Origin of the sequence: Pseudolactococcus insecticola (assembly GCF_011170065.1) — a bacterium.
In the GTDB taxonomy this organism is placed as follows: Bacteria; Bacillota; Bacilli; order Lactobacillales; family Streptococcaceae; genus Pseudolactococcus; species Pseudolactococcus insecticola.
Genome location: NZ_BLLH01000002.1, coordinates 112507 through 135477, shown reverse-complemented (window position 1 = coordinate 135477; position 22971 = coordinate 112507). Strand labels below are relative to the sequence as shown.

At 42.9% G+C, this 22971-nt stretch carries 22 protein-coding genes; 11 read left to right on the top strand and 11 right to left on the bottom strand.

Going from position 1 to position 22971, the window contains the following annotated elements; genetic code table 11:
• Window positions 1-197 precede the first annotated feature (197 nt).
• Window positions 198-692 (top strand): EbsA family protein, encoded by a 495-nt coding sequence (locus Hs20B_RS02875; protein WP_172355448.1) that lies wholly within the window; start codon window positions 198-200, stop codon window positions 690-692.
• Here the strand turns inward: Hs20B_RS02875 and Hs20B_RS02870 are convergent.
• Window positions 679-888, bottom strand: a complete 210-nt coding sequence (locus tag Hs20B_RS02870; RefSeq protein ID WP_172355446.1) for a ferredoxin — start codon at window positions 886-888, stop codon at window positions 679-681. The genes Hs20B_RS02875 and Hs20B_RS02870 overlap by 14 nt on opposite strands.
• A 28-nt stretch (window positions 889-916) precedes the next feature.
• On the opposite strand from Hs20B_RS02870, the gene Hs20B_RS02865 reads away from it, so the two are divergent.
• From Hs20B_RS02865 to Hs20B_RS02855, 3 genes are all read left to right on the top strand, one after another.
• On the top strand, window positions 917-1414 hold the full coding sequence (locus Hs20B_RS02865) for an SAG1386/EF1546 family surface-associated protein (protein WP_172355444.1): 498 nt from the start codon (window positions 917-919) through the stop codon (window positions 1412-1414).
• The gene (cmk, locus tag Hs20B_RS02860) at window positions 1411-2079 is read left to right on the top strand and encodes a (d)CMP kinase (RefSeq protein WP_172355442.1); all 669 of its coding nucleotides are present in this window, start codon (window positions 1411-1413) and stop codon (window positions 2077-2079) included. Before Hs20B_RS02865 ends, cmk begins: the two co-directional genes overlap by 4 nt.
• Window positions 2080-2194: 115 nt before the next feature.
• A complete protein-coding gene (locus tag Hs20B_RS02855) occupies window positions 2195-3523 on the top strand; it encodes an LCP family protein (RefSeq protein WP_172355440.1) in 1329 nt (442 codons plus the stop codon).
• Window positions 3524-3562: 39 nt separating this feature from the next.
• Here Hs20B_RS02855 and Hs20B_RS02850 read toward each other — a convergent pair whose 3' ends face one another.
• From Hs20B_RS02850 to Hs20B_RS02835, 4 genes are all read right to left on the bottom strand, one after another.
• On the bottom strand, window positions 3563-4402 hold the full coding sequence (locus tag Hs20B_RS02850; protein WP_172355438.1) for a sugar ABC transporter permease: 840 nt from the start codon (window positions 4400-4402) through the stop codon (window positions 3563-3565).
• Complete coding sequence (locus Hs20B_RS02845) at window positions 4402-5763, bottom strand: carbohydrate ABC transporter permease (protein ID WP_172355436.1); 1362 nt, start codon at window positions 5761-5763, stop codon at window positions 4402-4404. The genes Hs20B_RS02850 and Hs20B_RS02845 overlap by 1 nt, the downstream gene beginning before the upstream one ends.
• A gap of 94 nt (window positions 5764-5857) precedes the next feature.
• Window positions 5858-7111, bottom strand: coding sequence for an extracellular solute-binding protein (locus Hs20B_RS02840; RefSeq protein ID WP_172355434.1), 1254 nt, complete (start codon window positions 7109-7111; stop codon window positions 5858-5860).
• 295 nt (window positions 7112-7406) lie between these two features.
• The gene (locus Hs20B_RS02835; RefSeq protein ID WP_172355432.1) at window positions 7407-8219 is read right to left on the bottom strand and encodes an HAD family hydrolase; all 813 of its coding nucleotides are present in this window, start codon (window positions 8217-8219) and stop codon (window positions 7407-7409) included.
• A 190-nt stretch (window positions 8220-8409) separates the two neighbouring features.
• Between Hs20B_RS02835 and Hs20B_RS02830 the strand changes: the two genes are divergently transcribed.
• The 3 genes from Hs20B_RS02830 to purF all read left to right on the top strand — a co-directional run bounded on the left by Hs20B_RS02830 (window position 8410) and on the right by purF (window position 12653).
• The gene (locus Hs20B_RS02830) at window positions 8410-9849 is read left to right on the top strand and encodes an NCS2 family permease (protein WP_172355430.1); all 1440 of its coding nucleotides are present in this window, start codon (window positions 8410-8412) and stop codon (window positions 9847-9849) included.
• A gap of 105 nt (window positions 9850-9954) precedes the next feature.
• Window positions 9955-11094 carry a flavodoxin-dependent (E)-4-hydroxy-3-methylbut-2-enyl-diphosphate synthase gene (gene ispG / locus Hs20B_RS02825; RefSeq protein ID WP_172355428.1) on the top strand — a complete coding sequence of 380 codons (1140 nt, stop codon included), beginning with the start codon at window positions 9955-9957 and terminating at the stop codon, window positions 11092-11094.
• 131 nt (window positions 11095-11225) lie between these two features.
• Complete coding sequence (purF, locus tag Hs20B_RS02820; RefSeq protein ID WP_172355426.1) at window positions 11226-12653, top strand: amidophosphoribosyltransferase; 1428 nt, start codon at window positions 11226-11228, stop codon at window positions 12651-12653.
• Between the two features lie 50 nt (window positions 12654-12703).
• Here purF and Hs20B_RS02815 read toward each other — a convergent pair whose 3' ends face one another.
• Window positions 12704-13288 carry a TMEM175 family protein gene (locus tag Hs20B_RS02815; RefSeq protein ID WP_172355424.1) on the bottom strand — a complete coding sequence of 195 codons (585 nt, stop codon included), beginning with the start codon at window positions 13286-13288 and terminating at the stop codon, window positions 12704-12706.
• A 39-nt stretch (window positions 13289-13327) separates the two neighbouring features.
• Complete coding sequence (queA, locus tag Hs20B_RS02810; protein ID WP_172355422.1) at window positions 13328-14359, bottom strand: tRNA preQ1(34) S-adenosylmethionine ribosyltransferase-isomerase QueA; 1032 nt, start codon at window positions 14357-14359, stop codon at window positions 13328-13330.
• 104 nt (window positions 14360-14463) lie between these two features.
• Between queA and Hs20B_RS02805 the strand changes: the two genes are divergently transcribed.
• Window positions 14464-15168 (top strand): glucosamine-6-phosphate deaminase, encoded by a 705-nt coding sequence (locus Hs20B_RS02805; protein WP_172355420.1) that lies wholly within the window; start codon window positions 14464-14466, stop codon window positions 15166-15168.
• Window positions 15169-15231: 63 nt separating this feature from the next.
• Here Hs20B_RS02805 and Hs20B_RS02800 read toward each other — a convergent pair whose 3' ends face one another.
• The 4 genes from Hs20B_RS02800 to Hs20B_RS02785 all read right to left on the bottom strand — a co-directional run bounded on the left by Hs20B_RS02800 (window position 15232) and on the right by Hs20B_RS02785 (window position 19765).
• Complete coding sequence (locus tag Hs20B_RS02800) at window positions 15232-15972, bottom strand: amino acid ABC transporter ATP-binding protein (RefSeq protein WP_172355418.1); 741 nt, start codon at window positions 15970-15972, stop codon at window positions 15232-15234.
• Complete coding sequence (locus tag Hs20B_RS02795) at window positions 15972-18113, bottom strand: ABC transporter substrate-binding protein/permease (RefSeq protein ID WP_172355416.1); 2142 nt, start codon at window positions 18111-18113, stop codon at window positions 15972-15974. Before Hs20B_RS02795 ends, Hs20B_RS02800 begins: the two co-directional genes overlap by 1 nt.
• Window positions 18114-18228: 115 nt before the next feature.
• Window positions 18229-18531 (bottom strand): hypothetical protein, encoded by a 303-nt coding sequence (locus Hs20B_RS02790; protein ID WP_172355414.1) that lies wholly within the window; start codon window positions 18529-18531, stop codon window positions 18229-18231.
• 145 nt (window positions 18532-18676) lie between these two features.
• Window positions 18677-19765, bottom strand: a complete 1089-nt coding sequence (locus Hs20B_RS02785; protein WP_172355412.1) for a M24 family metallopeptidase — start codon at window positions 19763-19765, stop codon at window positions 18677-18679.
• Window positions 19766-19926: 161 nt separating this feature from the next.
• Between Hs20B_RS02785 and ccpA the strand changes: the two genes are divergently transcribed.
• From ccpA to Hs20B_RS02770, 3 genes are all read left to right on the top strand, one after another.
• Entirely contained in the window at window positions 19927-20925 is a 999-nt protein-coding gene (ccpA, locus tag Hs20B_RS02780; protein WP_172355410.1) for a catabolite control protein A, read from the top strand.
• Window positions 20926-21021: 96 nt separating this feature from the next.
• Window positions 21022-22191, top strand: a complete 1170-nt coding sequence (locus Hs20B_RS02775; protein WP_172355408.1) for an MFS transporter — start codon at window positions 21022-21024, stop codon at window positions 22189-22191.
• Between the two features lie 81 nt (window positions 22192-22272).
• Window positions 22273-22950 (top strand): TVP38/TMEM64 family protein, encoded by a 678-nt coding sequence (locus Hs20B_RS02770; RefSeq protein ID WP_172355406.1) that lies wholly within the window; start codon window positions 22273-22275, stop codon window positions 22948-22950.
• Window positions 22951-22971: the final 21 nt, after the last annotated feature.

Below are 22971 nucleotides of genomic sequence, written 5' to 3'. Positions count from 1 at the left end.
AAAACTAAAATTCATGTTCATGTTTATCTTGTATTTCCCCTATAAATACAGACGAAGGCAGCCCTTTCCCACCCTTTTCCCATGAGGTGGGGGCTGTTTTTGTTTTGTCTGAAAATTGTTTGCATTTAGTGATGTATTATTTCCAAAAATATGATAAAATTAAAGTAATCATTTTCAGTTGAAAGGTTGTTGGTAACTTGATTAAAATTTTCGGCAAATTACGGTATCACTGGCAACCAGAGTTGTCCATGACATTGATTTATTGGTGTCTCGCGATTTCTCCTATTTTCATCAGTCTTGCGCTATTATATGAGAAAACAAAGATTTCGACGACGTCTTTTATCTTGTTTATCATCTTCATCATACTCATGTGGGTTGGTTTTCAGCGCTATTTTGAGATTTCAGAGGATAAGGACTTGCTTTTGTCACGTGGTCTCGTGCCGTCTTATTCGGGTAAAATGGTGATTTCAGAGATTAGTAAGATTCAGATCAGCAAGCGTGCACTCGTGATTTTTAGCACCCGTTATGCCGATGGTAAGATTTTTTACATGAGAAAATGGCCCAAAAAATATTTTGTGGATGCACTTGCGATCAACACCTATTTTAAAGGCGAGATTGAGCTGATTGGGCATATCGATCATTATTTTGATACGTATGTAGACGATAAAAAAAGCAAGCTCAGTCAGATTTGACTAAGATTGCGTGAGTTGGGCAGGTTTTTACTGCAGTTGTGAGCGACTCGTTTTCTGCGAATGGCAGTGCGAGTTCCAATGTATCAGCTGCAGTTGCAAACTGGACAAGGCCCTCGTCGTTGTAGTCGAAAATGGGATTGTAAGTGTGGCACAGACCACAGGCAATACAGTTTTCAGGTAATATTTGAATTAACATACTATTAGTATACCAAAGAAAGGACATCATGGCGAAGAAAAATGACCCGTGGAACAATGAAATATACGATGCCATGCAGGAGTCGCGAGGTGATGAGCCACAAAAGCGTTCTGATAAGAAAGAACGCTCAACGACAAATTTTTTGACATTTCTTGTCGTGTTATTATTTATGATTATTGGTGGTATCGTGATTGTCATCGTCTGGAACAATCGCTTGGTTGACAATACCAAGATTTCAACGAGTTTTTATACGAGTAAATCAAGTGTTGTCACTAAAAGTACAGCTAAGGCGGCAAGTTCAGCAGCACCAGCAGCCTCGTCAGAAGTAGTAACTGCTTCATCAGAAACCGAATCTGACTCATCCACTGATGATAGCACAAGTGAGACGACAACCGTTATAGCAGGTGAAGGGCTTTATGCGATTGCGGCACGGACAGGTGTCGCAGCTGAGACGATTGCCAAGGCAAACGGTATGACAGTGGATAACTGGTATGCCAATCCAGGAGATGTGGTGAAACTAAAATGAATTTAAAAAATATCCGAATCGCAATCGATGGTCCAGCCTCAAGTGGCAAATCGACTGTCGCAAAGATTATCGCAAAAGATTTTGGCATCATCTATCTAGACACGGGGGCAATGTACCGTGCAGCGACATATATCGCTTTGAATAACGATCTTGGTGAGGATGCGACAGCGATTATCGCTTTGTTGAAGGAAAATCCGATTGCTTTTGGCAATTCGCTAGAGGGTCAATTGGTCTATCTTGGCGAGGTTGATGTGACAGATGCCATTCGTCAGAACGACGTGACAAACAATGTCTCAAAAATTTCGGCTATTGCTGAAATTCGCGAGTATCTGGTCGAGGCGCAGCGCGAGATTGCAAGCCACGGCGGTATCGTCATGGATGGCCGCGACATTGGCACTGTGGTCTTGCCTGATGCTGAGCTCAAGATTTTCTTGGTTGCTTCTGTCGATGAACGTGCGGAACGCAGGTTTAAGGAAAACTTGCAAAAAGGCATTGAGACAGATCTTGATACGCTGAAGGTTGAAATTGCCGAGCGTGATCGTAAAGACTCAACACGTAAAGTTAGCCCACTTAAACAAGCTGAAGATGCGATTTTGCTCGATACGACGGGTATTAGTATCTCAGATGTTGTCGCAAAAATAGAAAATTATGCAAAAGAACGCTGATTATGATTGGCGTTCTTTTGATGGTTAAACATGATATTGGGTAACTGATAAAAGAATGTCGTGGAAATCATATAAGCGCTTTTACATTTGTTAATAAATTTGTTAAAATAGGGTAATGGACCCGAGAATTAAACTAAGAATAGAATATTTAAAAGCAAATCTCAAGTATCTCAACGATAATGAGCTTGCTGAATATAATCGACTGACAGGGCAGAGTTTGTCGCATGACCCAAAGCCAAATGCTCGCACATCACATGAGCAGGCTGTCTGGTCAGATGTTGACACCGACTATAATCAGACGGCTAGTCGTGATAATGTTTATCATAATAGCTATGATGATATAGAAAACAATCACCATCAGAACAGTAAAGGCCAAGCGCTTTCTGCCGGCTTTAGAAAACAACTCAAGCCAAAGAATACAGCACCAAAATCTAAAAAGCCTAAAAAGCAACGCAAAAAAGCCAGTTTTTGGAAGAAAGTTCGCCGTGTCATTGTGCTTATCTTACTCCTGATGATCGGTTTCTTTATCTGGGGCTATTATCGTGGTAAGACCAATGCGCCTGACGGGCTGAAAACAGAGAAATTTGCTGGTGAAAAGCCAAGTTCTGGTGCAACTAACATCTTGATTTTAGGGACTGATCAGCGAGATTTTCAGACGACTGGGGACGCGCGTAGCGACTCCATCATGGTCATGCAGATCAACAACAAGGATAACAAAGTCAAGCTAGTCAGCTTTATGCGTGATACTCTGGTCTATCAGCCTGGTGTCAGTCAGTATGGTGCAGATACCAAGCTCAATGTCGCCTACAACATTGGCGAGCAAGAGGGCAATGAAGGTGCTGATTATATGCGTGAGGTGCTAAAACAAAACTTTGACATCAATATCCAGTATTATGCTTTGGTTAATTTTAACAGTTTTGCGACGGTGATTGACTCCCTTTATCCGTTTGGTGTCAAGATTGATGCTCAGTTTTCAACGATTGATGGGAAGAAAGTGGATTCGGTTGATGTGCCAGATGACCTGAACTGGACGCCTACGCACCAAAATCCGATTCAGACCATTAAAGTTGGTAAGCAGCGCATGGACGGTCGAACCTTGTTGAACTATGCGCGTTTTCGTAAAGATGACGAGGGAGACTATGGTCGTACCAAGCGTCAGCAGCAAGTCATGCAGGCCATCATGTCTGGTGTAAAGAATCCCCTAACCTTGTTTACAGGCAGCGCAGCACTTGGTACCATCAAAGGTGTGACATCGACAAATGTCAGCAATATTTTTATGTTGACACATGCACCATCGCTTGCTATGGACGCTTCAAAGGGCATCACAAGCTATACCGTGCCTGAAAATGGTGACTGGATAGATGCTTATGATCAATACGGCGGACTAGGTTTGCAGATTGACTTTACAAAATATCAGGCGAAGTTAAAAGATTTACTTGGCTAATAAAAAATGTTGTTCAGAAAGACTGAACAACATTTTTTATTAACCTTTAACACCACCAGCAGTGATACCTTCAACATAGTATTTTTGCATGAAGATAAAGAGGATGGTGATCGGAATTGCAATCAGCACACAGCCTGCAGTGAAGGTCATGAACCAGTTATTGATCTTATCTGGTGAGACCATGGTAAACAGGCCGATAGCAACGGTGTATTTTTGCGTTTGGTCACCTAGGATGACTTTGGCAAAGATGAAATCCATCCAAGGCGCCATGAAGGCCATCAGTGCCGTGTAGACGATGATTGGTTTTGACAGTGGCAAGGTAATCTTAAAGAAGATCTCAGCGCGTGTCGCACCGTCAATCATAGCTGACTCATCAAGGCTATAAGGAATGGTATCAAAGAAGCCTTTTGCGATGTAAAAACCAAGTGCAGCCCCTGCAGAGTAGACAATGACAAGCGCCGTTAGCGTCTGGTCAAGTCCCATTGCTTTTAGGATGTAGTAGATGGCAATCATGCTCATGAAACCAGGGAACATGTTTAGTACTAGTGCTAGTTTCAAAAAGCGATTACGGAATTTGAACTTAATCCGTGACAATGAGTAGGCCATGGCAACCGTGATAAATGTCGAGATGACCATGGTAAACAAAGCAACGATGAAAGTATTACCAAACCATTGGGCAAAAGGAAATGAGTCGTTGGTAAAGAGATGCGCATAGTTTGACAAGGTAAAATGTTTTGGAATGATGTATGGTACAGCCATCGCACCCTCACCACGCAAGCTTGTCATGAGGATCCAGAAGATTGGGAATAGCCAGATGACCGCAAGGACGGCAAGAACGATGTAGACAATCGCGAGATTTATATTTTTTTGTTTTTTCATTATGCAGCGCCACCTTCCTTGTAAGATTTAGTGTGCGTGTAGGCAAGTAAGCTAAAGATAGCTGAGAGAGCAAAGATGATGATACCGATGACAGACGCAAGGTTATAGTCAGCTGCAGTCACAGTCAAGTTATAGAGCCATGTGACAAGTAAGTCAGTTTCGCCGGCTTGATAATAGCTAGAGTTGACAGGACCGCCGCCAGTCAAGAGGTAAATCACGTTGAAGTTGTTGATATTTCCGATAAACTGCTGAATCAAAGTTGGTGTCATGATTAGCAAGATTTGTGGGAAGGTGATTGATTTGAAAATTTGGAATTTATTTGCGCCATCAATCTCAGCGGCCTCAATCTGCTCTGTTGGCAGGTTCATGATGATTCCTGTTGAAACAAGCATAGTCACAGGAATACCGACCCACATGTTGACAAAGATGATTGAGAATTTAGCCCAAAGTCCATCTGAGAGAAACGGCAGTGGACTGTTGATAATGCCCCAATTCTGAAGAAGTTGGTTGATTGGTCCCCAGTCTGATAGCAAATTTTTCATTGTCAAAAGTGAGACGAACTGTGGCACAGCCATGGTAATCACAAAGATAGTCCGCCAAACTTTCTTAAACTTGAGGCCTTTGGTATTGATCAAAAGCGCAAGGATAATGCCAAAAAAGAAGTTGGTCACTGTGGCAAAAACTGCCCAGATGAGCGTCCAAGTCAGGAGGGGCAAGAAGGTACCTGCCATGCGACCTGTGAAGATGCTCGCAAAGTTGGTCAGGCCAACCCAGTCAAAGAGATGCTTTGGTGGCAAGTGGTTATGGTCGTAGTTGGTGAAGGCAAGGAGCGTCATGTAAATCAGTGGTAGCACTGTGAAAATCAAGACACCGACCAATGGAATGGTCATGAGAGTCATGTGGAAACGGCCGTCTGTCAAGGTTTTAAAGTCTTCTTTCAGACTTGGTGCGTTCAGATGCAGTTCTTGCATGGCAAAGAGTTTGCGGTTCGATTTGAGACCACACCAGAAGATGTAAGCGTAAACGGCCACAAAAATCAGTGATGCAAGTCCGAAAATCATCATCAGCATCGAGTTATCGCCTGCTATTGCAACTTGCATCTTGATGCCATCTTTTGTGACGGTATGTATGCCTTGTGTGTGTGTGCCAAGTGAGATAAGTCCGCCAACGGCTGGTACGACTTGAATAACGAAAGTAAGAAGGAAAAGAATCTCTGCAATGAGAAAGGCTAGGCCTTTGATGATCTGTTTGTTGCGAAGATTGTTTAGTCCACTAAAAAGGAATGACAGTTTTGTGATGAGATCGCCCTTTGTAAAAACGTCTTTCATCGTATACTGTTCTTCAATGATTAGATTGTCCATTCTTGCTCCTTTCTATGGAGTGCTAATTTTTTTAAAATTGGGAATCAATAATGACGTAAAAGATAAGGTTTTGCCTTATCTTTTTGACGCGTGTTTATTTCGTGCCTGAGATGTCTTTGACGAGTTGGTCAAGTTTGGCTTGATACTGATCAGCTGTGATTTTGCCGTTGTAAACGTCAGATAAGACAGCTGCTGATGATGTCCAGAAGTTTGTCATTTCTGGAATTTTTGGCATAACAACAGTGTAAGCAGGCTCACTCATTTTAACAACTGCTTGTGCGAGTGCGTCAGATTTGACATAGCTTGCAGCTTGGACAGCTGTGTTTGATGGGATGATGTTACGTGATTTGTCTTTGAACTGAAGTTCTTGGACTTTTTCGCCTGAGAGGTAGTCGGCAAGTTTATAGGCCGCTGCGATTTGAGCAGTATTGCCATTTGCTGCGGCTTGGTTGACGGCGTAGAGTTTCACACCAAGGAAGGCTTTTTGTTGGACGCTTTTGCCACCGATGGTCATGGTTGGATAAACAGCGATACCAAGGTTGTCTTTGCCGATTGCTTCGACAGCTTTTGACTTGTCCCAAGGCCCTGATTCAAATGATGCGATGGCACCTGATTGGAATTGAGAGAGTGTATCGTCACCGACATTGACAAAACCTTTGTTTGTTTTTTGATCAGCAATCCATTTGAGAACATTGACACCTGCAGCATTGTTCCAATCAGTACCTGAGACGGTTTCACCGTCTTTACCAAAGAGATTATCGCCGACTGACATGAACAATGGGGCAATAGCATAGGCGTTTACTGCTTTCAAGTTAGCGCCAAAAGTGGCTTTTGATGTGATGCCTTCGTAAGTTTTAACGTCATCTGCTGAGAGTTTTGTTTTGTTATAGTAGAGAACTTGCGACTCGATGCCATAAGGAAAGGCGTACATCTTGCTTTTATATGTTGCACCAGTGACGGCATTTTCAGAGTCATCTTTTTTGATGGCAGTTGCGTACTTGGCGGGGATTTCTTGGATAACACCTGAGTCAACGAGTTGACCGAGTTGGTCATGTGGGAGTGAGAAGACATCAGCAGCTTTTGAAGGGTCTTTTTTGACGTTTTCTTGAGCTTTGGCATCTTCAGTTTCGATGACGTTTACAGTGACATTTGGATTTTCTTTTTTGAAGTCAGCAAGGGCACTGTTGTAGAATTTTTTTGAGTCAGTTGTTACCCAAAGTTTGACAGTGACTTTATCAGAGCTGCTGCTTGAACTATCTTTTTTATCAGAGCTGCCACATGCTGCAAGTGTTAGTGCAGCGGCACCGAGAGTTGCACCAGCAATGAGTGTTTTTTGCCATGTTTTCATAATTTTTCCTCCTGTGGAAACGTTTTCTTTTATCTACTCTTCTATTATGCAACCGTTTTCATAAAATGTCAAGCCTTTTTTGAATTTTTTTGAGATTATTTTTCTGGATAAGAAAAATAGAGCTGATATAGGGTGATATGGCCTGAATTAACAGGAAAAATTTGCTGAGATGGATAGTGCAACCGTTTGCGTAACGGAAATTCAAAAATATTGTTTGAATTTGCGAGAAAAGTGTAAAAAAAGCCTCGTCAGAAGACTTTTAACTTCTGACGAGGGTTGCGTTAATAATCAAGTGTTATAAAAATAGTTCTTGCATCTGACGCGCGACACCGTCTTCGTCATTTGTCCAATTGATTTGCTTGTCAGCGTATGGTAGAAGTGTCTGGCTGGCATTTTTCATGGCATAGCCAGTCCCTGCTAATTTTAGCATTTCAACGTCATTGTGCTCATCACCAAAGGCTATCAAATCTGACGTTTCTTGTCCGTTGATTTTGAGCAGATGTTTGAGGGCTGAAGCTTTGCTGACGTCTTTGGGTACAACTTCGAGAATGCCATTTGGACCGCCCCAAGCGCTGACGTTGACCCGAAAGTCAAAGTACTCGTCCATTTTGTCGGCTAGGCTGATTTTATCTGTAAAGCGCGTTTGCAACAAGATTGCATTTGGATCGGCATCTAGCTTATCCATTCGCATCTGATGATAAGGCGCAAAATTATCCACACCAAAAAGATTTGGATCGGCATGCTCAAACGAATTTATGAAAAATTTTCGGCGATATTCAGCCGCTAAAAAATCAAGCTTGAATAGTTGTTGTTTTTTTATGAGATCAAAAACAAGTGTTTTGTCAATGTGTTTTGAGACTTCATGCGGCCATTTTTGGTCAGGAACCGTTGTTAGTGCACCGTTGAAATTGATCATGGGACTGCTCAAGCCGAGCTCACGGTAAATTTGTACCGCCATGCGATAAGGTCTGCCTGTCGCAATGACAATCTGATGGCCTTTATCTTCTACGGATTTGAAAATTGTTTTTGTGAAATCTGACACAGTATAGCCGTCAGAACGCAGTGTCGTGCCGTCAAGGTCGATTGCAATCAATTTTTTTTCTGTCATGATAATATTATAGGATAACTTTCTAAATCAAATTTATCTCTATTATAGCACGTTTTCAAACGAGAGTGAAAAACCGAACATTCAAGCTGAAAAATTTACTATTTTTTTACATTGACTTGAAACTTTCACGCCTAACCCGTAAACTAGATAAGTAATTAATATTTTATTTTTCTTATGAAAGAGGTTTATTTTGGAAAAGTTTTTCAAACTTAAAGAAAATGGCACGACTGTCAGCCGCGAGATTATGGCGGGGCTTACGACTTTCTTTGCCATGAGCTACATCTTGTTTGTCAATCCGTCTATTTTGTCACAAACAGGCATGAACTACCAAGCGGTCTTTCTTGCGACGATCATCTCTGCGGTGATCGGGACATTGATCATGGGGCTTTTTGCAAATGTACCCTATGCACAAGCACCAGGTATGGGGCTAAACGCCTTCTTTACCTTTACAGTGGTTTTCGGCCTTGGTTATTCTTGGCAAGAAGCACTTGCGATGGTGTTTATCTGTGGGATTATCAACATCATTATCACAGTCACTAAGATCCGTAAAATGATCATCAAAGCCATTCCTGAAAGCCTGCAACATGCGATTGGTGGCGGTATTGGTGTGTTTATCGCCTATATCGGTATCAAAGACGCAGGACTCTTGAAGTTCACGATTGATCCAGGCGCTTATTCAGTGATTGGTAAAGGTGCTGACAAGGGTAAAGCAACGATTGAAGCGGGTAGCTCTGCTGTTCCAGCACTTGTTAATTTTAACTCACCTGCTGTTATCGTAGCTCTGATTGGGATTGCATTGACTGCTATCTTGGTTGTTAAAAAAGTACCAGGTGCCATTTTGATTTCGATTCTCGCAACGACGATTATTGCTATTATTGCTGGTGTTGTTGACCTAGGGGCTATTGATTTTAAAGGAAACTCGCTGAGCTCAGCCTTTAATGATCTTGGTCAAACTTTTGGGGCTGCTTTTAGTCACAAGGGTATGGGCTCACTGTTTTCTGATTCGTCGAAAATTCCACAGGTTCTGATGACGATTTTGGCTTTCTCACTGTCTGATACGTTTGACACGATTGGGACATTTATCGGGACGGGTCGCCGTACTGGTATCTTCTCAGAAGAAGATGAAAAAGCCTTGGAAAATGGCTCTGGTTTCTCATCAAAAATGGACAAAGCTTTGTTTGCTGATGCGACAGCGACATCTATTGGTGCTATTTTTGGAACGTCGAACACGACAACTTACGTCGAGTCAGCAGCAGGTATTGGTGCTGGCGGCCGTACTGGTTTAACATCAGTTGTTGTTGCGATTGCTTTCTTGCTCTCATCAATCTTCCTACCATTTATCTCAATCGTACCGTCAGCCGCGACTGCGCCGGTCTTGATTATTGTTGGTGTGATGATGCTTTCATCATTCAAAGAAATTGATTGGAACAACCTTGAAGATGCGATTCCTGCTTTCTTTGCTTCTATCTTTATGGGCTTTGCATACAGCATCTCATATGGTATCGCAGCAGGTTTCATCTTCTTTACAATCATCAAAATCGTTAAAGGTAAAGCAAAAGAAGTCAGCCCAATTATTTATGTTGTAGATGTCTTGTTTATCCTCAACTTCATCATCTTGGCTGTTATTTAACGAAAACTTAAAGCACTTGTAAACTTTTACAGGTGTTTTTTTGATATAATTTAGAGAGTGAGTTTCAGGCTCGCTGTTTTAGATTATAGAAAGAAGGTCATTGTTTTGACTTTAACACATAGAAGAAATACGCGCGCGGTCAAGGTTGGTGAGGGTGAAAATGCGGTCATCATTGGCGGGCGCAACAAGGTGATTTTGCAGTCGATGTGTACGACGAAAACGCAGGACGTGTCGGCCACAGTTGAACAGATTTTACAGTTAGAAGAAGCAGGCTGTCAGCTGGTGCGTGTGGCTGTTCCTGATATGGAAGCGGCGCTTGCCATCAAGGACATCAAGGCGCAAATCCATATTCCATTGGTTGCTGATATTCACTTTGACTATAGACTGGCCTTGCAAGCGATCGAGTCAGGTGTGGACAAGATTCGAATCAATCCGGGAAATATCGGGCGACGCGATCGTGTTGCCAAGGTCGTAGAAGCTTGTAAAGCGCATAACATTCCGATTCGTATCGGGGTTAATGCTGGCTCGCTTGAAAAAAAATTCCTTCAAAAATACGGTTATCCAACAGCTCAAGGTATGCTTGATTCTGCGATTGAGCACGTTGAAATCTTGGAAGAACTTGATTTTCATGACATTATCATCTCGATGAAAGCCTCAAATGTTGAACTGGCACTTGAAGCCTATAAGCTTGCAGCTGAACGATTTGACTATCCACTTCATCTGGGGATTACTGAGGCGGGCCCGCTGTTTTCAGGATCTGTCAAGTCGTCAGCAGGCATGGGTGCGCTTTTGTCGCTTGGCATTGGGGACACCATGCGGATTTCGCTTTCTGCTGATCCGCGCGAAGAAATCAAGGTCGGCCGTGAAGTCTTGAAATCTTTTGGTTTGATTGACAATGCAGCAACCTTGGTATCTTGTCCAACTTGTGGTCGCATTGAGATTGATCTCATTCCCATAGCCCAAGAGCTTGAACGCTATATCGAAAAAATCAAGGCACCGATGACCATTGCCATCCTTGGTTGTGGTGTCAATGGTCCTGGGGAGGCACGGGAGGCAGATATCGGTCTTGCGGGTGGTGCTGGTAAAGGCATGCTTTTCAAAAAAGGGAAGATTATCAAAACAGTCCCTGAGGCCATCATGTTAGAAGCTTTCAAGGCTGAGATAGACGCCATGTATCAACGATTCCAAGAAACGGGTCGATTGCATGACGATGAAGATGAAAATAAAGTAGTAAGAGAGGCGTAAGCTAGGAAACAATAAACACTAATGCTAAATCCGAACAATCCCAACAATTATCTGGATAATTGTTGGGATTTTCTATTTTTTTCCAAACAATCGGTGTAAAATAAGACTATAAACAAATAGATAGGTGTAAAATGACTTACGAAGTAAAATCACTCAACGAAGAATGTGGCTTGTTTGGTGTCTGGGGACATCCAGAAGCTGCGCGTCTCACTTATTTTGGCTTGCATGCGCTGCAACATCGCGGTCAAGAAGGTGCTGGTATCATCTCAAACGATAAAGGTCATCTGAAAGGTCACCGTGACCTTGGCCTTTTATCAGAAGTTTTCAAGGACGAAAAAAACCTAGAAAAACTAACAGGTAGCGCAGCCATTGGTCACGTACGTTATGCAACGGCGGGTTCTGCTTCCATTGACAATGTGCAACCGTTTTTGTTCAACTTTTATGATGGCCAGTTTGGCCTTGCGCACAATGGCAATCTGACAAACACCCGGTCACTCAAAAAAGATCTGGAGTCAAAAGGCGCGATTTTCCATAGTAATTCTGACACGGAAATCCTCATGCACTTGATTCGTCGTGGCTATTCATCAGAACTCATGGATAATGTCAAGGCTGCACTGAACACGGTCAAAGGTGGCTTTGCTTACCTGCTGATCACAGAAGATAAGATCATTGCAGCGCTTGATCCTAATGGTTTTAGACCGCTTTCTATCGGCCAGTTGCCAAATGGTGCTTATGTGGTAGCAAGTGAAACTTGTGCGCTTGACGTTGTAGGTGCGGCTTTTGTTCAGGATGTGTTGCCTGGTCAAGTTGTCATCATTGATGAAAATGGTGTGCAGATTGATACCTATACAAACGATGTTGATCTGAAAATTTGTAGCATGGAGTTTGTTTATTTTGCACGTCCTGATAGCAATATCAGTGGCGTCAATGTCCACACAGCTCGCAAAAATATGGGCAGAATTGTCGCTCAAGAAAATCCAAATATCGAGGCTGATATCGTTGTCGGTGTCCCAAATTCTTCATTGTCAGCAGCCTCAGGATTTGCTGAAGCCTCAGGTCTGCCCTATGAAATGGGGCTTGTTAAAAATCAATATATCCAGCGGACATTTATCCAGCCAACACAAGAATTGCGTGAACAGGGCGTTCGGATGAAACTCTCAGCTGTACGTGGTGTTGTTGAAGGAAAACGCGTGGTCATGGTTGATGACTCTATCGTGCGTGGCACGACGTCAAAACGCATCGTCAATTTGCTCAAAGAAGCAGGTGCAGCAGAAGTTCACGTGGTGATTGCAAGTCCACCGCTTGCCTATCCTTGTTTCTACGGAATTGACATTCAGACGCGTAAAGAGTTGATTGCTGCCAACCATACAGTAGATGAAATCAATGACATCATCGGTTCTGACAGCCTGACTTTCCTGTCTATTGACGGCTTAAAAGATGCTGTGGGGCTTGGAGACCAAATCTGTACGTCATATTTTGATGGGATTTATCCGACACCACTTTATGATTACGAGCATGATTATAACCTTGGTTTGAAAGAAAAAGTATCATTTTACTAATGTTTAAGGTAAAAAAAGAGGCATCTCTCTGATAAGGAGATGGCCTCTTTTTAAAATTTCCGTCGTGCGGCATCGCGATAGGCGATGATGACGTTGAGTGTCGAGATGAGGAGGACGCCGATTAGGCCTGCGATTGGCAGAACGAAAGTCAGCAACATAAAGATGAACATTAGGATAGAAATCATGCCGTTACCGTTTGTGACAACGTCATAGGCTCTAAGATTGGTTGGGACTTTGACGTGAGGATTGGCACGCTTGATTGCTCGTGCAAGTAGCATATAGCTAAACGACCAAACTAGCATGACAAAGACATAAATGAACTCAGGTAGGGTGTCTGTCGGATGATTGCCCACCCAGTCTGTCGAAAATGGCACTAGGCTGAGTAGAAATAGCCAGAGCCCATTCATGTAAAAAACGTCTGCTGTCACCGTTTCAACCTGCTGAAACAGATCGTGGTGATTGCGCCAAACGATATAAATCAGCGCAAATGAAACGAAAAAGGCAAAGAAAGTTGGCCAGACAGCCAGTAATTCGTGAAGTTTCGTGCCTTCTGGTGGTCGAAGTTCAATGACCATGAGCGTTGCGATAACCGCGATGACGGCATCGGTAAAGCCTTCTAATCTGTGTTTATCCATTTATAAGTCAACCTCATTATTTTATTTAATTTGTGCTAGCTATTTGACGAACATAGCATCACCAAAGCTAAAGAATCGGTAGTGCTCGTCGATGGCGTGTTGATAGGCGTCGAGAACGAAGTCACGGCCAGCAAATGCGGAAACCAGCATGACGAGTGTTGATTTGGGCAGGTGGAAGTTGGTTGAAAAGGCATCAACCACTTGAAATTGGTAGCCAGGTTTGATAAAGATACTGGTCCAGTCACTGTCAGCTTGTACTTTGCCATCAAATTTCTGTGCGACAGACTCTAGCGTTCTGATAGAGGTTGTGCCGACTGCGATGACACGTTTACCAGCAGTCTTGGTTGCGTTGATGATCTGAGCCGTTTCTTCTGGCAGGATGTAAAATTCGCTGTGCATGTCGTGGTCCTCAACATTTTCAACGCTGACAGGGCGAAAGGTGCCAAGGCCGACGTGGAGCGTTACCCAGGCGATGTTGACACCTTTATCCTCAATTTTTTTGAGTAACTCTGGCGTAAAGTGTAGGCCAGCAGTTGGTGCAGCAGCTGAACCATTTTCCTTGGCATAGACGGTTTGATAGCGCCCTTGATCGGCGAGTTTTTCATGAATATAGGGTGGTAAGGGCATCTCGCCCAGACTTTCTAAGACTTCTAGGAAAATTCCGTCGTAGTCAAAGGTCACAATGCGTCCACCATGGTCCAAACTATCATCAACGACAGTGGCTTTCAAACGGCCATCACCAAAGAGAATCACGGTGCCATTTTTCAGCTTTTTTGCAGGCTTTGCAAGGACTTCCCAGTCGTCATCAACCGTGTTTTTCAAAAGCAGTAGCTCGATATGGCCGCCGGTATCAGATTTTTGCCCGTGAAGTCTTGCGGGTAAAACGCGAGTATTATTCAGCACCAAGGTATCACCAGCATTAAGCTCGTCGATAATGTCGTAGAAATGTTTGTCTGCCATGGTTTTTTCAGCCTTGTCAATGACAAGGAGGCGGCTCTCAGCGCGGTGTTCAAGCGGCGTTTGTGCAATCAAGTTTTCAGGTAAATCAAAATCAAAATCGTTAATATTCATAAAATAAATTATATCACTTTTGCACACTTTCTGCTTGACAAGAAAACAAATTGAGGTTATAATTGGTCTAGACCAATAATAAAAAACAAACTAAGGAGAACATCATGAAAGTCATCAAAGTAGCAAACCAACTCGAAGGTGCAAAAGTCGCATTTGACATTTTGTCAGAAAAAATTGCAGCAGGTGCAAAAACTTTTGGCCTTGCGACAGGTTCAACACCCGTTGAATTTTACAATCAAGTCATCAACAGCAATCTTGATTTTACAGATAAAACGTCTATCAACTTGGACGAGTATGTTGGTCTTGACGGTTCTGATGACCAGTCTTACCGTTATTTCATGAACCAACATTTGTTCAATGAAAAACCTTTCCATCAAAATTTCTTGCCAAATGGCAAAGCAACTGATTTGGATGCCGAAGTGAAAGCATATGATGCCATCATCGATGCCCATCCAATTGATTTCCAAATCCTTGGCTTGGGTGCCAATGGTCATATCGGCTTTAACGAACCTGGGACACCATTTACAGCGACAACACACGTTGTTGACTTGACTGAAAGCACGATCAAAGCAAATGCTCGTTTCTTTGACAATGAAGAAGACGTGCCAAAACAAGCTATTTCCATGGGGATTGCAAGCATTCTCAAATCAAAATCCTTGGTTTTGATGGCATGGGGTGCTGAAAAAGCAGATGCCGTCAATGGTATGGTCAATGGTGATATTACTGAATCACTACCAGCATCAGTTCTTCAAAAACACGATGATATTGTCGTTATCGTTGATGAAGCAGCAGGAAAATTTGTCAAATAATTAACTGATAATAAAAAAGCGTTCTGACGAGTTTTGTCGTCAGAACGCTTTTTTATTTAGGGTTTAGACATTGAGGACTTTGTTTAGGAAGTCTTTCAAACGTGGGTGTTGCGGGTTGTCAAACACTTGGTCAGGCGTGTTATCTTCCAAGATTTCACCGCCATCAGTAAAGATAACGCGGTTTGCCACCTTGCGTGCAAAGCCCATTTCGTGCGTGACGATCAGCATGGTCATGCCATCCTTGGCAAGATTTTGCATGACCTCAAGTACGTCGCCAACCATTTCTGGATCAAGCGCACTTGTAGGCTCATCAAAGAGCATGAGATCAGGATCCATGGCAAGGGCGCGTGCGATAGCAACGCGTTGTTTTTGACCGCCAGAGAGCATCTCTGGCATGGCGTCTGCCTTGTCTGAAAGTCCGACTTTTTTGAGTAGGTCGAGCGCCTTATCATGCGCTTCAGACTTGCTGAGTTTTTTTAGCTCAAGCGGTGCATAGGTGATGTTATCAAGCACCGTCATGTTTGGAAATAAGTTGAACTGTTGGAACACCATTCCGACTTCTTGACGGACTTGGTTGAGGTCTGTTTTCTTGTTTGACAGGTCGTAGCCATCCACGATAACAGTGCCAGACGTGATTTCTTCAAGGCCGTTTAATGTGCGCAGAAAGGTTGATTTACCAGAGCCTGATGGGCCGATAATGCAGACGACGTCGCCTTCGTTAAACTTAGTTGTAATGCCGTTTAGGACTTCATTTTTGCCAAATGACTTGTGTAAATCATTGACGTCTATTTTTAATTTAGCCATTATTTCATATTCCTTTCAAGACGACGGGCGAAGATGGTCAAAGCCAAGATTACGATGAGGTAGATAATCGCAATTAAGCCGTAAACTTTAAATGATTGGAAGTTGCGGGCAACGATGATTTTACCAGTTTGCAAAAGCTCAATCAGACCAATCGCAGAAATAATTGTTGTGTCCTTGAGTGAGATGATAAATTGGTTGACCAAACTTGGAATGGTGATTTTAACTGCTTGTGGCAGAATCACACGTTGCATCGTTTTCACATAAGACACGCCAAGTGAGCGTGAGGCCTCCATTTGTCCCGTAGGGACGGAGTTGACACCACCACGAACGATCTCAGCGATGTAGGCTGAGGCGTTGAGTGTGAGTGCGATAATCCCTGCAGCGAAGTCGTTGAGCGGGCTTGAGTGACCTGTGATGGACTCAAGCAGGTTTGGAATACCATAGAAGATGAAGATGGCAAGCACCATAAGAGGCACACCGCGGACAAGGTCGACGTAGACTTTGGTAAAGCCACGCAAGAACTGGCTTGGTGAGACGCTGAACAGGCCAAAAATCACACCGATAATCAGGGCAAGCACAAAGGAAATAATAGTCAAGCTCAGGGTATAACCTAGACCTTTGGCGAGTTGTTGCCAGTTATTTTTGATGATACCAAGCATGGTCGACTCGTCGACTTTTTTGGTGTCAGATTCCTTGTCACCCATGTATTTTTCAACGATGCTGTCATACTGACCGTTTGCTTTGAGTTTGGCAAGGCCTGCGTTAAACATAGCAATCAGTTCAGGATTAGTGCCTTTTTTGACAGCAAATCCGTATTCACCGATTTTGACCGATTTGAGTGGCGTGGCAAATTTCTTGCCTTGTAAAATCGCGTATTTGACAACGGGTTCATCATCCATGAAGGCATTGATAGAGCCTGTGTTTAGGCTTTCATACATGGTATCTGCTGCATCGAAAACTTTGACTTTGTAGCCGTATTTGTCTTTGTTTTTTTCGATGTAGGCTTGAGAAGCTGTCCCGTTTTTGACGCCGACAGTCTTGCCTTTCAAGTCCTTGTAAGATTTGATGTCTTTGGTTGAACTTTTGACAGCAATCGTAGCATTGGCCGTGAAATAAGGATTAGAGAAGTCAAACACTTTTTTGCGCTCGTCAGTGATTGACATGCCAGCAATCATGCCGTCGGCATGTCCTGCTTGTGTTTGGTCAACGGCAGTTTGGAAACCAACGAAGTCCATGGTCACGTTGAATTTTTGATTTTTGGCAATGGCGTTAAGCAAATCAACGTCAATACCGACATATTTTTTCGCAGAATTTTGAAACTCAAATGGTGCAAAAAGTGAGTCTGATGCGATTTTGTAGTTTGATTTGACGGGTTTGATCGTAGCTGTTGTTTTTGCTGCTGTGTATTTTTCGATGATGGCATCGTAGCCACCGTTAGCTTTAAGCGTTTTAAGGGCTTTATTAAATCCTTTGATGAGATCAGCATTCTTGCCTTTTTGAACAGCAAAACCGTAGCTTCCAATAGCATGTGGTTTCATGTTGATAGCAAGGTTTTGGCCTTGGCTAATGGCGTAGCCGAGCACTGGATTTTCATCCATAACTGCGTAGACGTCACCGATTTTTAGGCTGTCCATCATTTGTGCGCCTTCGTCAAATGTCTTGATTTTGTAGCCGTATTTGCTTTGGTTGTCGGTCAGATAAGTCTGGGAAACGGTGCCGTTTTTAACACCCACTGTCTTACCCTTGAGCTGGGTCATGCTACTGACTTTTTCTGACTTTTTGGTCGCAATGACAATGGCTGACTCATAGTAGGGATCAGAAAAGTCAAAGACTTTTTTACGTTCATCAGTGATAGACATGCCTGCGATAACGCCATCAACCTGACCAGCATTGAGCTTGTCGAGTGCCGCTTGGAATCCTGGGAAAGTTTGGTCAAGCTTCCAGCCGTTCATGTCAGAAATTTTCTGCATCAAGTCGACATCAATCCCGACGTATTTTTTAGAGGCATCTTGGAACTCAAATGGTGCATAGGTTGAGTCACTGGCAATTTTCACTGTTTTTTCGTCAGCGTGAGCTGAAATTGAAACGCCTGAAACAAGCGCAATGAAAAATGTCAGCAAGATAAATAGTTTCTTTTTCAATTTTGGATTACCTTTCAAGTATATTGCTTATCATTTTACCATATTTTGCGCTAAAAATAAAGCTGAAAATAAAAAAGATGTGAGTTTTCCTCACATCAGAAAAATGTTTTGCAGTTTAAACAGCCAAATGGAAGCTTTCAAGATGGTGCTTTTTAGCATATCTATCAAGCTCGTCTTGACAAATCGACTCGCTATTGACATCATCATAGATAGGTTTGTGGAAGTAGTGCTTGCCCTCAATCTTGCTTTTGAGATAAATGGCGTGTTCACTAAAAGCGATTTCTGTGTGGTGGCGATGGCGCATGATATACAGATGTTGTAGGTTGTACCAGCGATTTTTGGGCGCATGCTCGGCAAAATAAGCTTCATACTTGGCAATATCATCAAAATGAATTGGTCGGAAAGTAAGTTTTGGCATATGGAAAGCCCTTTCTTAATTATTATAATTCTATTTTAATAAAAAAGTTGCTATTGACAAAACCATATGTGAGATATAGCGGGTTTTATGTCATAAAAAAAGTCATCATGACAAGTCACGCTGACTTTCTTATAATGTTATAATCTTAAAATACGAGCAAATCTTTTGATGTCTTGGTCAAACTTTCAGCACCATTGTCTGTCACATAGAGGCAATCTTCGATGCGGACACCGACTTTTTCTGGGATGTAAATCCCAGGCTCAATCGAAAAGCACATACCTTTTTCAATCGTGATGTCTTCGCTGCCACCGATAGACGGAAACTCGTGAACATCCATGCCGATGCCGTGGCCCGTGCGATGCGTGAAGTAGTCACCGTAGCCCGCTTTTGTGATGACGTCACGCGCGACTTTATCCACCTCAAACGCTGTCACACCAGGTTTTACAAAGTTAAACGCGGCAGCCTGTGCTTCACGGGTAATCTCGTAAATCTTGCGGTCAAAATCAGTCGGCTGACCAATCGAAATGGTACGTGTCGCGTCAGACGCATAGCCGTCAGACATAACGCCCAAATCAAACAGCAACAGTTTATTTTGCTGGATTTTGATTGCTTCAGGAATACCGTGAGGGTTGGCAGCACGGGCACCAGATAAGACCATGGTCTCAAAACTCATCTCAGAGATGCCTTGACGTTTCATTTCAAACTCGATTTTGGCTACGATGTCCATCTCAGTCAGGTTTGGGTCTGATGCTGCAAAGTTAAAGCCGATGTCAAAACATTTGTCAGCGAAGTCACCTGCGACAATCATCTTTTGAATTTCATCAGGAGACTTGATCAGTCGCATTTGATTGATGAGAGGTGTTAGATCAGCAAATTCAACATTGTCAAAAACTGATTTTAGTCCAGCTGATTTGCTGAGGATGAGGTGGTCATACTCGACAGCGATTTTTGAAACCTTGCGTCTAGCAAGGCTTGATTTGATTTTTTGCCAAGGATTTTCACTGTCAACATAGCCAAATACGTCAAAATCAACAAAAGATTTGGCTTTTTCGACTTCAAGCTCAGGCGTGAAAAGCACCGGAGCCTGATCAGGAAAAATCATCAGACCTAAAATCCGCTCGTGCGGGTCCATGCTGAAACCTGTCAGATAATTGACGGTTGTTGGATTGGTTAGAAAGGTCATATCAATGGCGTTATCTGCTAAAAAGTTAGCAATTTTTTGTAATTTAGTCATGGCTATATTTTCTCACTTTTTGTCAGAAATTACCACCCTGAAGATATTTTTTAAGAAATATGCTAAAAACTCTTGAAAACCTTTTCATAAAATGATAAAATAAGATGATGAAATGAAAATTATATTTTCATGAAAAGTAATGGAAACAAGGAGATATGAAAATGGATAATGAAACAATTACGATATACGACGTGGCGCGTGAAGCAGGCGTTTCTATGGCGACAGTCAGCCGTGTGGTCAATGGCAATCAAAATGTTAAAGAAGCCACACGCCGCAAGGTTTTAGACGTCATCGAACGTCTGGATTACCGTCCCAATGCTGTGGCTCGCGGCCTCGCCTCTAAAAAGACAACAACGGTTGGTGTGGTGATTCCGGACATTTCCAACAGCTACTTTGCGAGCCTTGCGCGTGGGATCGACGACATTGCAACCATGTACAAATACAATATCGTCATCGCAAACTCTGATGGCGACGATGATAAAGAGATCAATGTGGTCAATACCTTGCTTGCAAAGCAGGTTGATGGCCTTGTTTTTCTGGCGCATGACCTTTCTGATAAGATTCGTGCTGAGTTTTCACGTACCCGTACGCCGATTGTACTTGCGGGTACTGTTGACCACGAAAATCAGATTCCAACAGTCAACATTGACTATGCGCTTGCGGCTAAAGACGCAACACTTGAACTTGCTAAAAATAGCCAAAAAATTGCGCTCGTATCAGGTCCTATGATCAATGCCATCAATGGGAAAGAACGCCTGTCAGGCTACCAAGAAGCGCTCCGTGAAAGTAATCAGACTTTTTCCGAAGGCCTTGTTTTTGAGACAAAATACAGCTATAATGACGGCTTGAAATTGGCAGAACGTGTCAGAGCATCTGGTGCGACAGCAGCCGTTGTAACAGATGACGAAGTAGCAGTTGGCTTATTAAATGGCCTAGTCGGTCTTGGCGTTGATGTACCAAATGACTTTGCCATCATCTCAGCCAACAACTCAGTTATCACGGAGTTCACACGCCCTGCTCTCTCATCTATTGAGCAACCACTTTATGACTTGGGTGCCGTGTCAATGCGACTTCTGACCAAAATGATGAACAAAGAAACAATTGACGAAAAACGTGTGATCTTGCCCCACGGCTTTGTTAAGCGTGGCTCAAGCAAATAAGCCGATTTACTTTGTTGTATTGCCTGCTACGGCAATGCCAATCGGACTAATCGTGGGCGTTTGCTCACGATTTTTTGATAGGAAATAGTGCTAAGCATGTCTAAGAAAACAAAAATAACAGCACTTGTCGTGCTGAACTTTATCATTTACATTTCACTAGGTCTACCCGACTCTATCCTAGGTAGCGCCTGGCCTAGCATGCGTACAAATTATAATATGGGCGCAGAACAAGTCAGTTATCTGACAACTGCCATGCTCTTGTTTTCATTTTTATCCAGCATGGCTTATAGTCAAATCGCACGAAAATGGCAAGATGCGCAGATTATTTTTATCAGCATGTGGCTAGTTATCATCGGTCTTGCGCTTATGATAGTGACAGATAATCCCTATGTCTTGTTCTTATCCACACCATTTATGGGACTAGGGCAGGGCGCGATAGACGTCACGGTCAATCACTTTGCAGCAAAACATCTGCCCAGCTCTCTGATGAGTCTGCTGCACGGTTTTTACGGTGTTGGTGTCAGTCTGAGCGCTGGAATTCTGACCGTCTTTCTGACGATATTTGCAAGCTGGCGTATGGCAATTGGTTTTATCGGTATGATTGAGCTTGCGATTTTAGCCCTAATCTGGTTCAATCGTGGTCATTTTTCTGATGATAAAACCGTGCCAAATACGACTTCTGACGAAGAGAATCAGGCAGAAGAAAAGCCGTCAGAACCCTTTTATCTCAGATATCTGCTCATCCCGACTTTCTATTTTTTCTATGCCATTGAGCCTGTTTTGGGCATTTTCATCGCAAGCTACTATGTCGAGGTTTTCCATGTGAGTGATAGCCTTGCTGCACTTTATACGACGCTATTTTGGCTGGGGCTGACCATTGGTCGTTTTCTGACGGGCGCTCTGACCAGATTTTTCAGAGATAAAGCTTTGATTTTCGGACATTTAGTACTACTTATAGTCTTGTCAGGCACGTTGCTATTGCCGCCAAAATCCTATACTTTGCTGCTGATAGTCGCCGTAGGCTTATCGCTAGCGCCACTCTACCCGCTCATGATGATGCTGCCAAACAGACGCCACTCTAATGGCATCGCAAAACGCATCATCTCCTACAACGTCGCAGCCACGCTACTTGGCATTCTCGTCTTTCCCTTAATCCTCGGCTTTTTATTTAAACAATTTGGTTTTGACTTGTTTCCAATCGTGATCTTGTTCATGGCTGTGATCTTGTGCTGTCTTGCGGGGATTATTTATCAGAAAAAGGCTTAAAAAGTCTTTTATTTCAATCATGCTAGTTGGTATTGTTGGTTTCAGTGTTTTTTAGTGTATAATGGATAAAAAGGAGTCAGCGTGAAAAAGTCAGTCAAAATTGGTGTCGGCGTCGTAGTTGCGGCGATTATCTTAGTGGTCGTTTATCAGCTATCAGTTGATATTTTGCCGATTATCAAGCAAATTATCAAAAATCCAAAGGATATGTCGTCTTTGACTGCTTATTTGCGTGAATTTGGCTTTCGGGCGATTCCGATGATTTTATTTTTGCAAGTGGTGACGCTGTTTATTCCGGGGTTGCCGCCGAGTTCGGTCAGTATTCTGAGTGGTCTCTGCTATGGCTTGATTTTCGGCTCCATGATTAGTATTTTAGGGATTGCCTTGAGTAATAGCCTGCTGTTTATCTTTAGTCGTAAGCTTGAGGGCGTTTTTTTCAAGGATCGCAAAAACAGTGACTGGCTGGATAAATTCATCGACAAGGCAAAAAATCCCGGTCAGGCAATCTTTGTTTTATTTTTGTTGCCAATCGTGCCAAATCTGTTGATTCCGTTTTTATTTGCCAATCGCGGCGTCAGATTTCAGACATTTGTCCTTGCCATGTTGGCAGCAATTGTGCCATCGACTGTGATTTATTGCTTGGTTGGCGCACGAGCGCAGGCTGGAGATTTTACAACGGCTTTGACTTTATTAGGTATTGTGGCTGTGATTTTGCTTGCGACATGGTTTGTTGTGACCATAGTCAAGCGAAAACGCGCGTGATTTTGGAGATTGGGTAGATAA

Bases quoted from the DNA above. Each gene is read 5' to 3' on its own strand.
- Hs20B_RS02870 (WP_172355446.1), bottom strand. From the start codon at position 888: ATGTTAATTCAAATATTACCTGAAAACTGTATTGCCTGTGGTCTGTGC.
- Hs20B_RS02865 (WP_172355444.1), top strand. From the start codon at position 917: ATGGCGAAGAAAAATGACCCGTGGAACAATGAAATATACGATGCCATG.
- cmk (WP_172355442.1), top strand. From the start codon at position 1,411: ATGAATTTAAAAAATATCCGAATCGCAATCGATGGTCCAGCCTCAAGT.
- Hs20B_RS02855 (WP_172355440.1), top strand. From the start codon at position 2,195: ATGGACCCGAGAATTAAACTAAGAATAGAATATTTAAAAGCAAATCTC.
- Hs20B_RS02850 (WP_172355438.1), bottom strand. From the start codon at position 4,402: ATGAAAAAACAAAAAAATATAAATCTCGCGATTGTCTACATCGTTCTT.
- Hs20B_RS02845 (WP_172355436.1), bottom strand. From the start codon at position 5,763: ATGGACAATCTAATCATTGAAGAACAGTATACGATGAAAGACGTTTTT.
- Hs20B_RS02840 (WP_172355434.1), bottom strand. From the start codon at position 7,111: ATGAAAACATGGCAAAAAACACTCATTGCTGGTGCAACTCTCGGTGCC.
- Hs20B_RS02835 (WP_172355432.1), bottom strand. From the start codon at position 8,219: ATGACAGAAAAAAAATTGATTGCAATCGACCTTGACGGCACGACACTG.
- purF (WP_172355426.1), top strand. From the start codon at position 11,226: ATGACTTACGAAGTAAAATCACTCAACGAAGAATGTGGCTTGTTTGGT.
- Hs20B_RS02815 (WP_172355424.1), bottom strand. From the start codon at position 13,288: ATGGATAAACACAGATTAGAAGGCTTTACCGATGCCGTCATCGCGGTT.
- queA (WP_172355422.1), bottom strand. From the start codon at position 14,359: ATGAATATTAACGATTTTGATTTTGATTTACCTGAAAACTTGATTGCA.
- Hs20B_RS02805 (WP_172355420.1), top strand. From the start codon at position 14,464: ATGAAAGTCATCAAAGTAGCAAACCAACTCGAAGGTGCAAAAGTCGCA.
- Hs20B_RS02800 (WP_172355418.1), bottom strand. From the start codon at position 15,972: ATGGCTAAATTAAAAATAGACGTCAATGATTTACACAAGTCATTTGGC.
- Hs20B_RS02790 (WP_172355414.1), bottom strand. From the start codon at position 18,531: ATGCCAAAACTTACTTTCCGACCAATTCATTTTGATGATATTGCCAAG.
- Hs20B_RS02785 (WP_172355412.1), bottom strand. From the start codon at position 19,765: ATGACTAAATTACAAAAAATTGCTAACTTTTTAGCAGATAACGCCATT.
- ccpA (WP_172355410.1), top strand. From the start codon at position 19,927: ATGGATAATGAAACAATTACGATATACGACGTGGCGCGTGAAGCAGGC.
- Hs20B_RS02775 (WP_172355408.1), top strand. From the start codon at position 21,022: ATGTCTAAGAAAACAAAAATAACAGCACTTGTCGTGCTGAACTTTATC.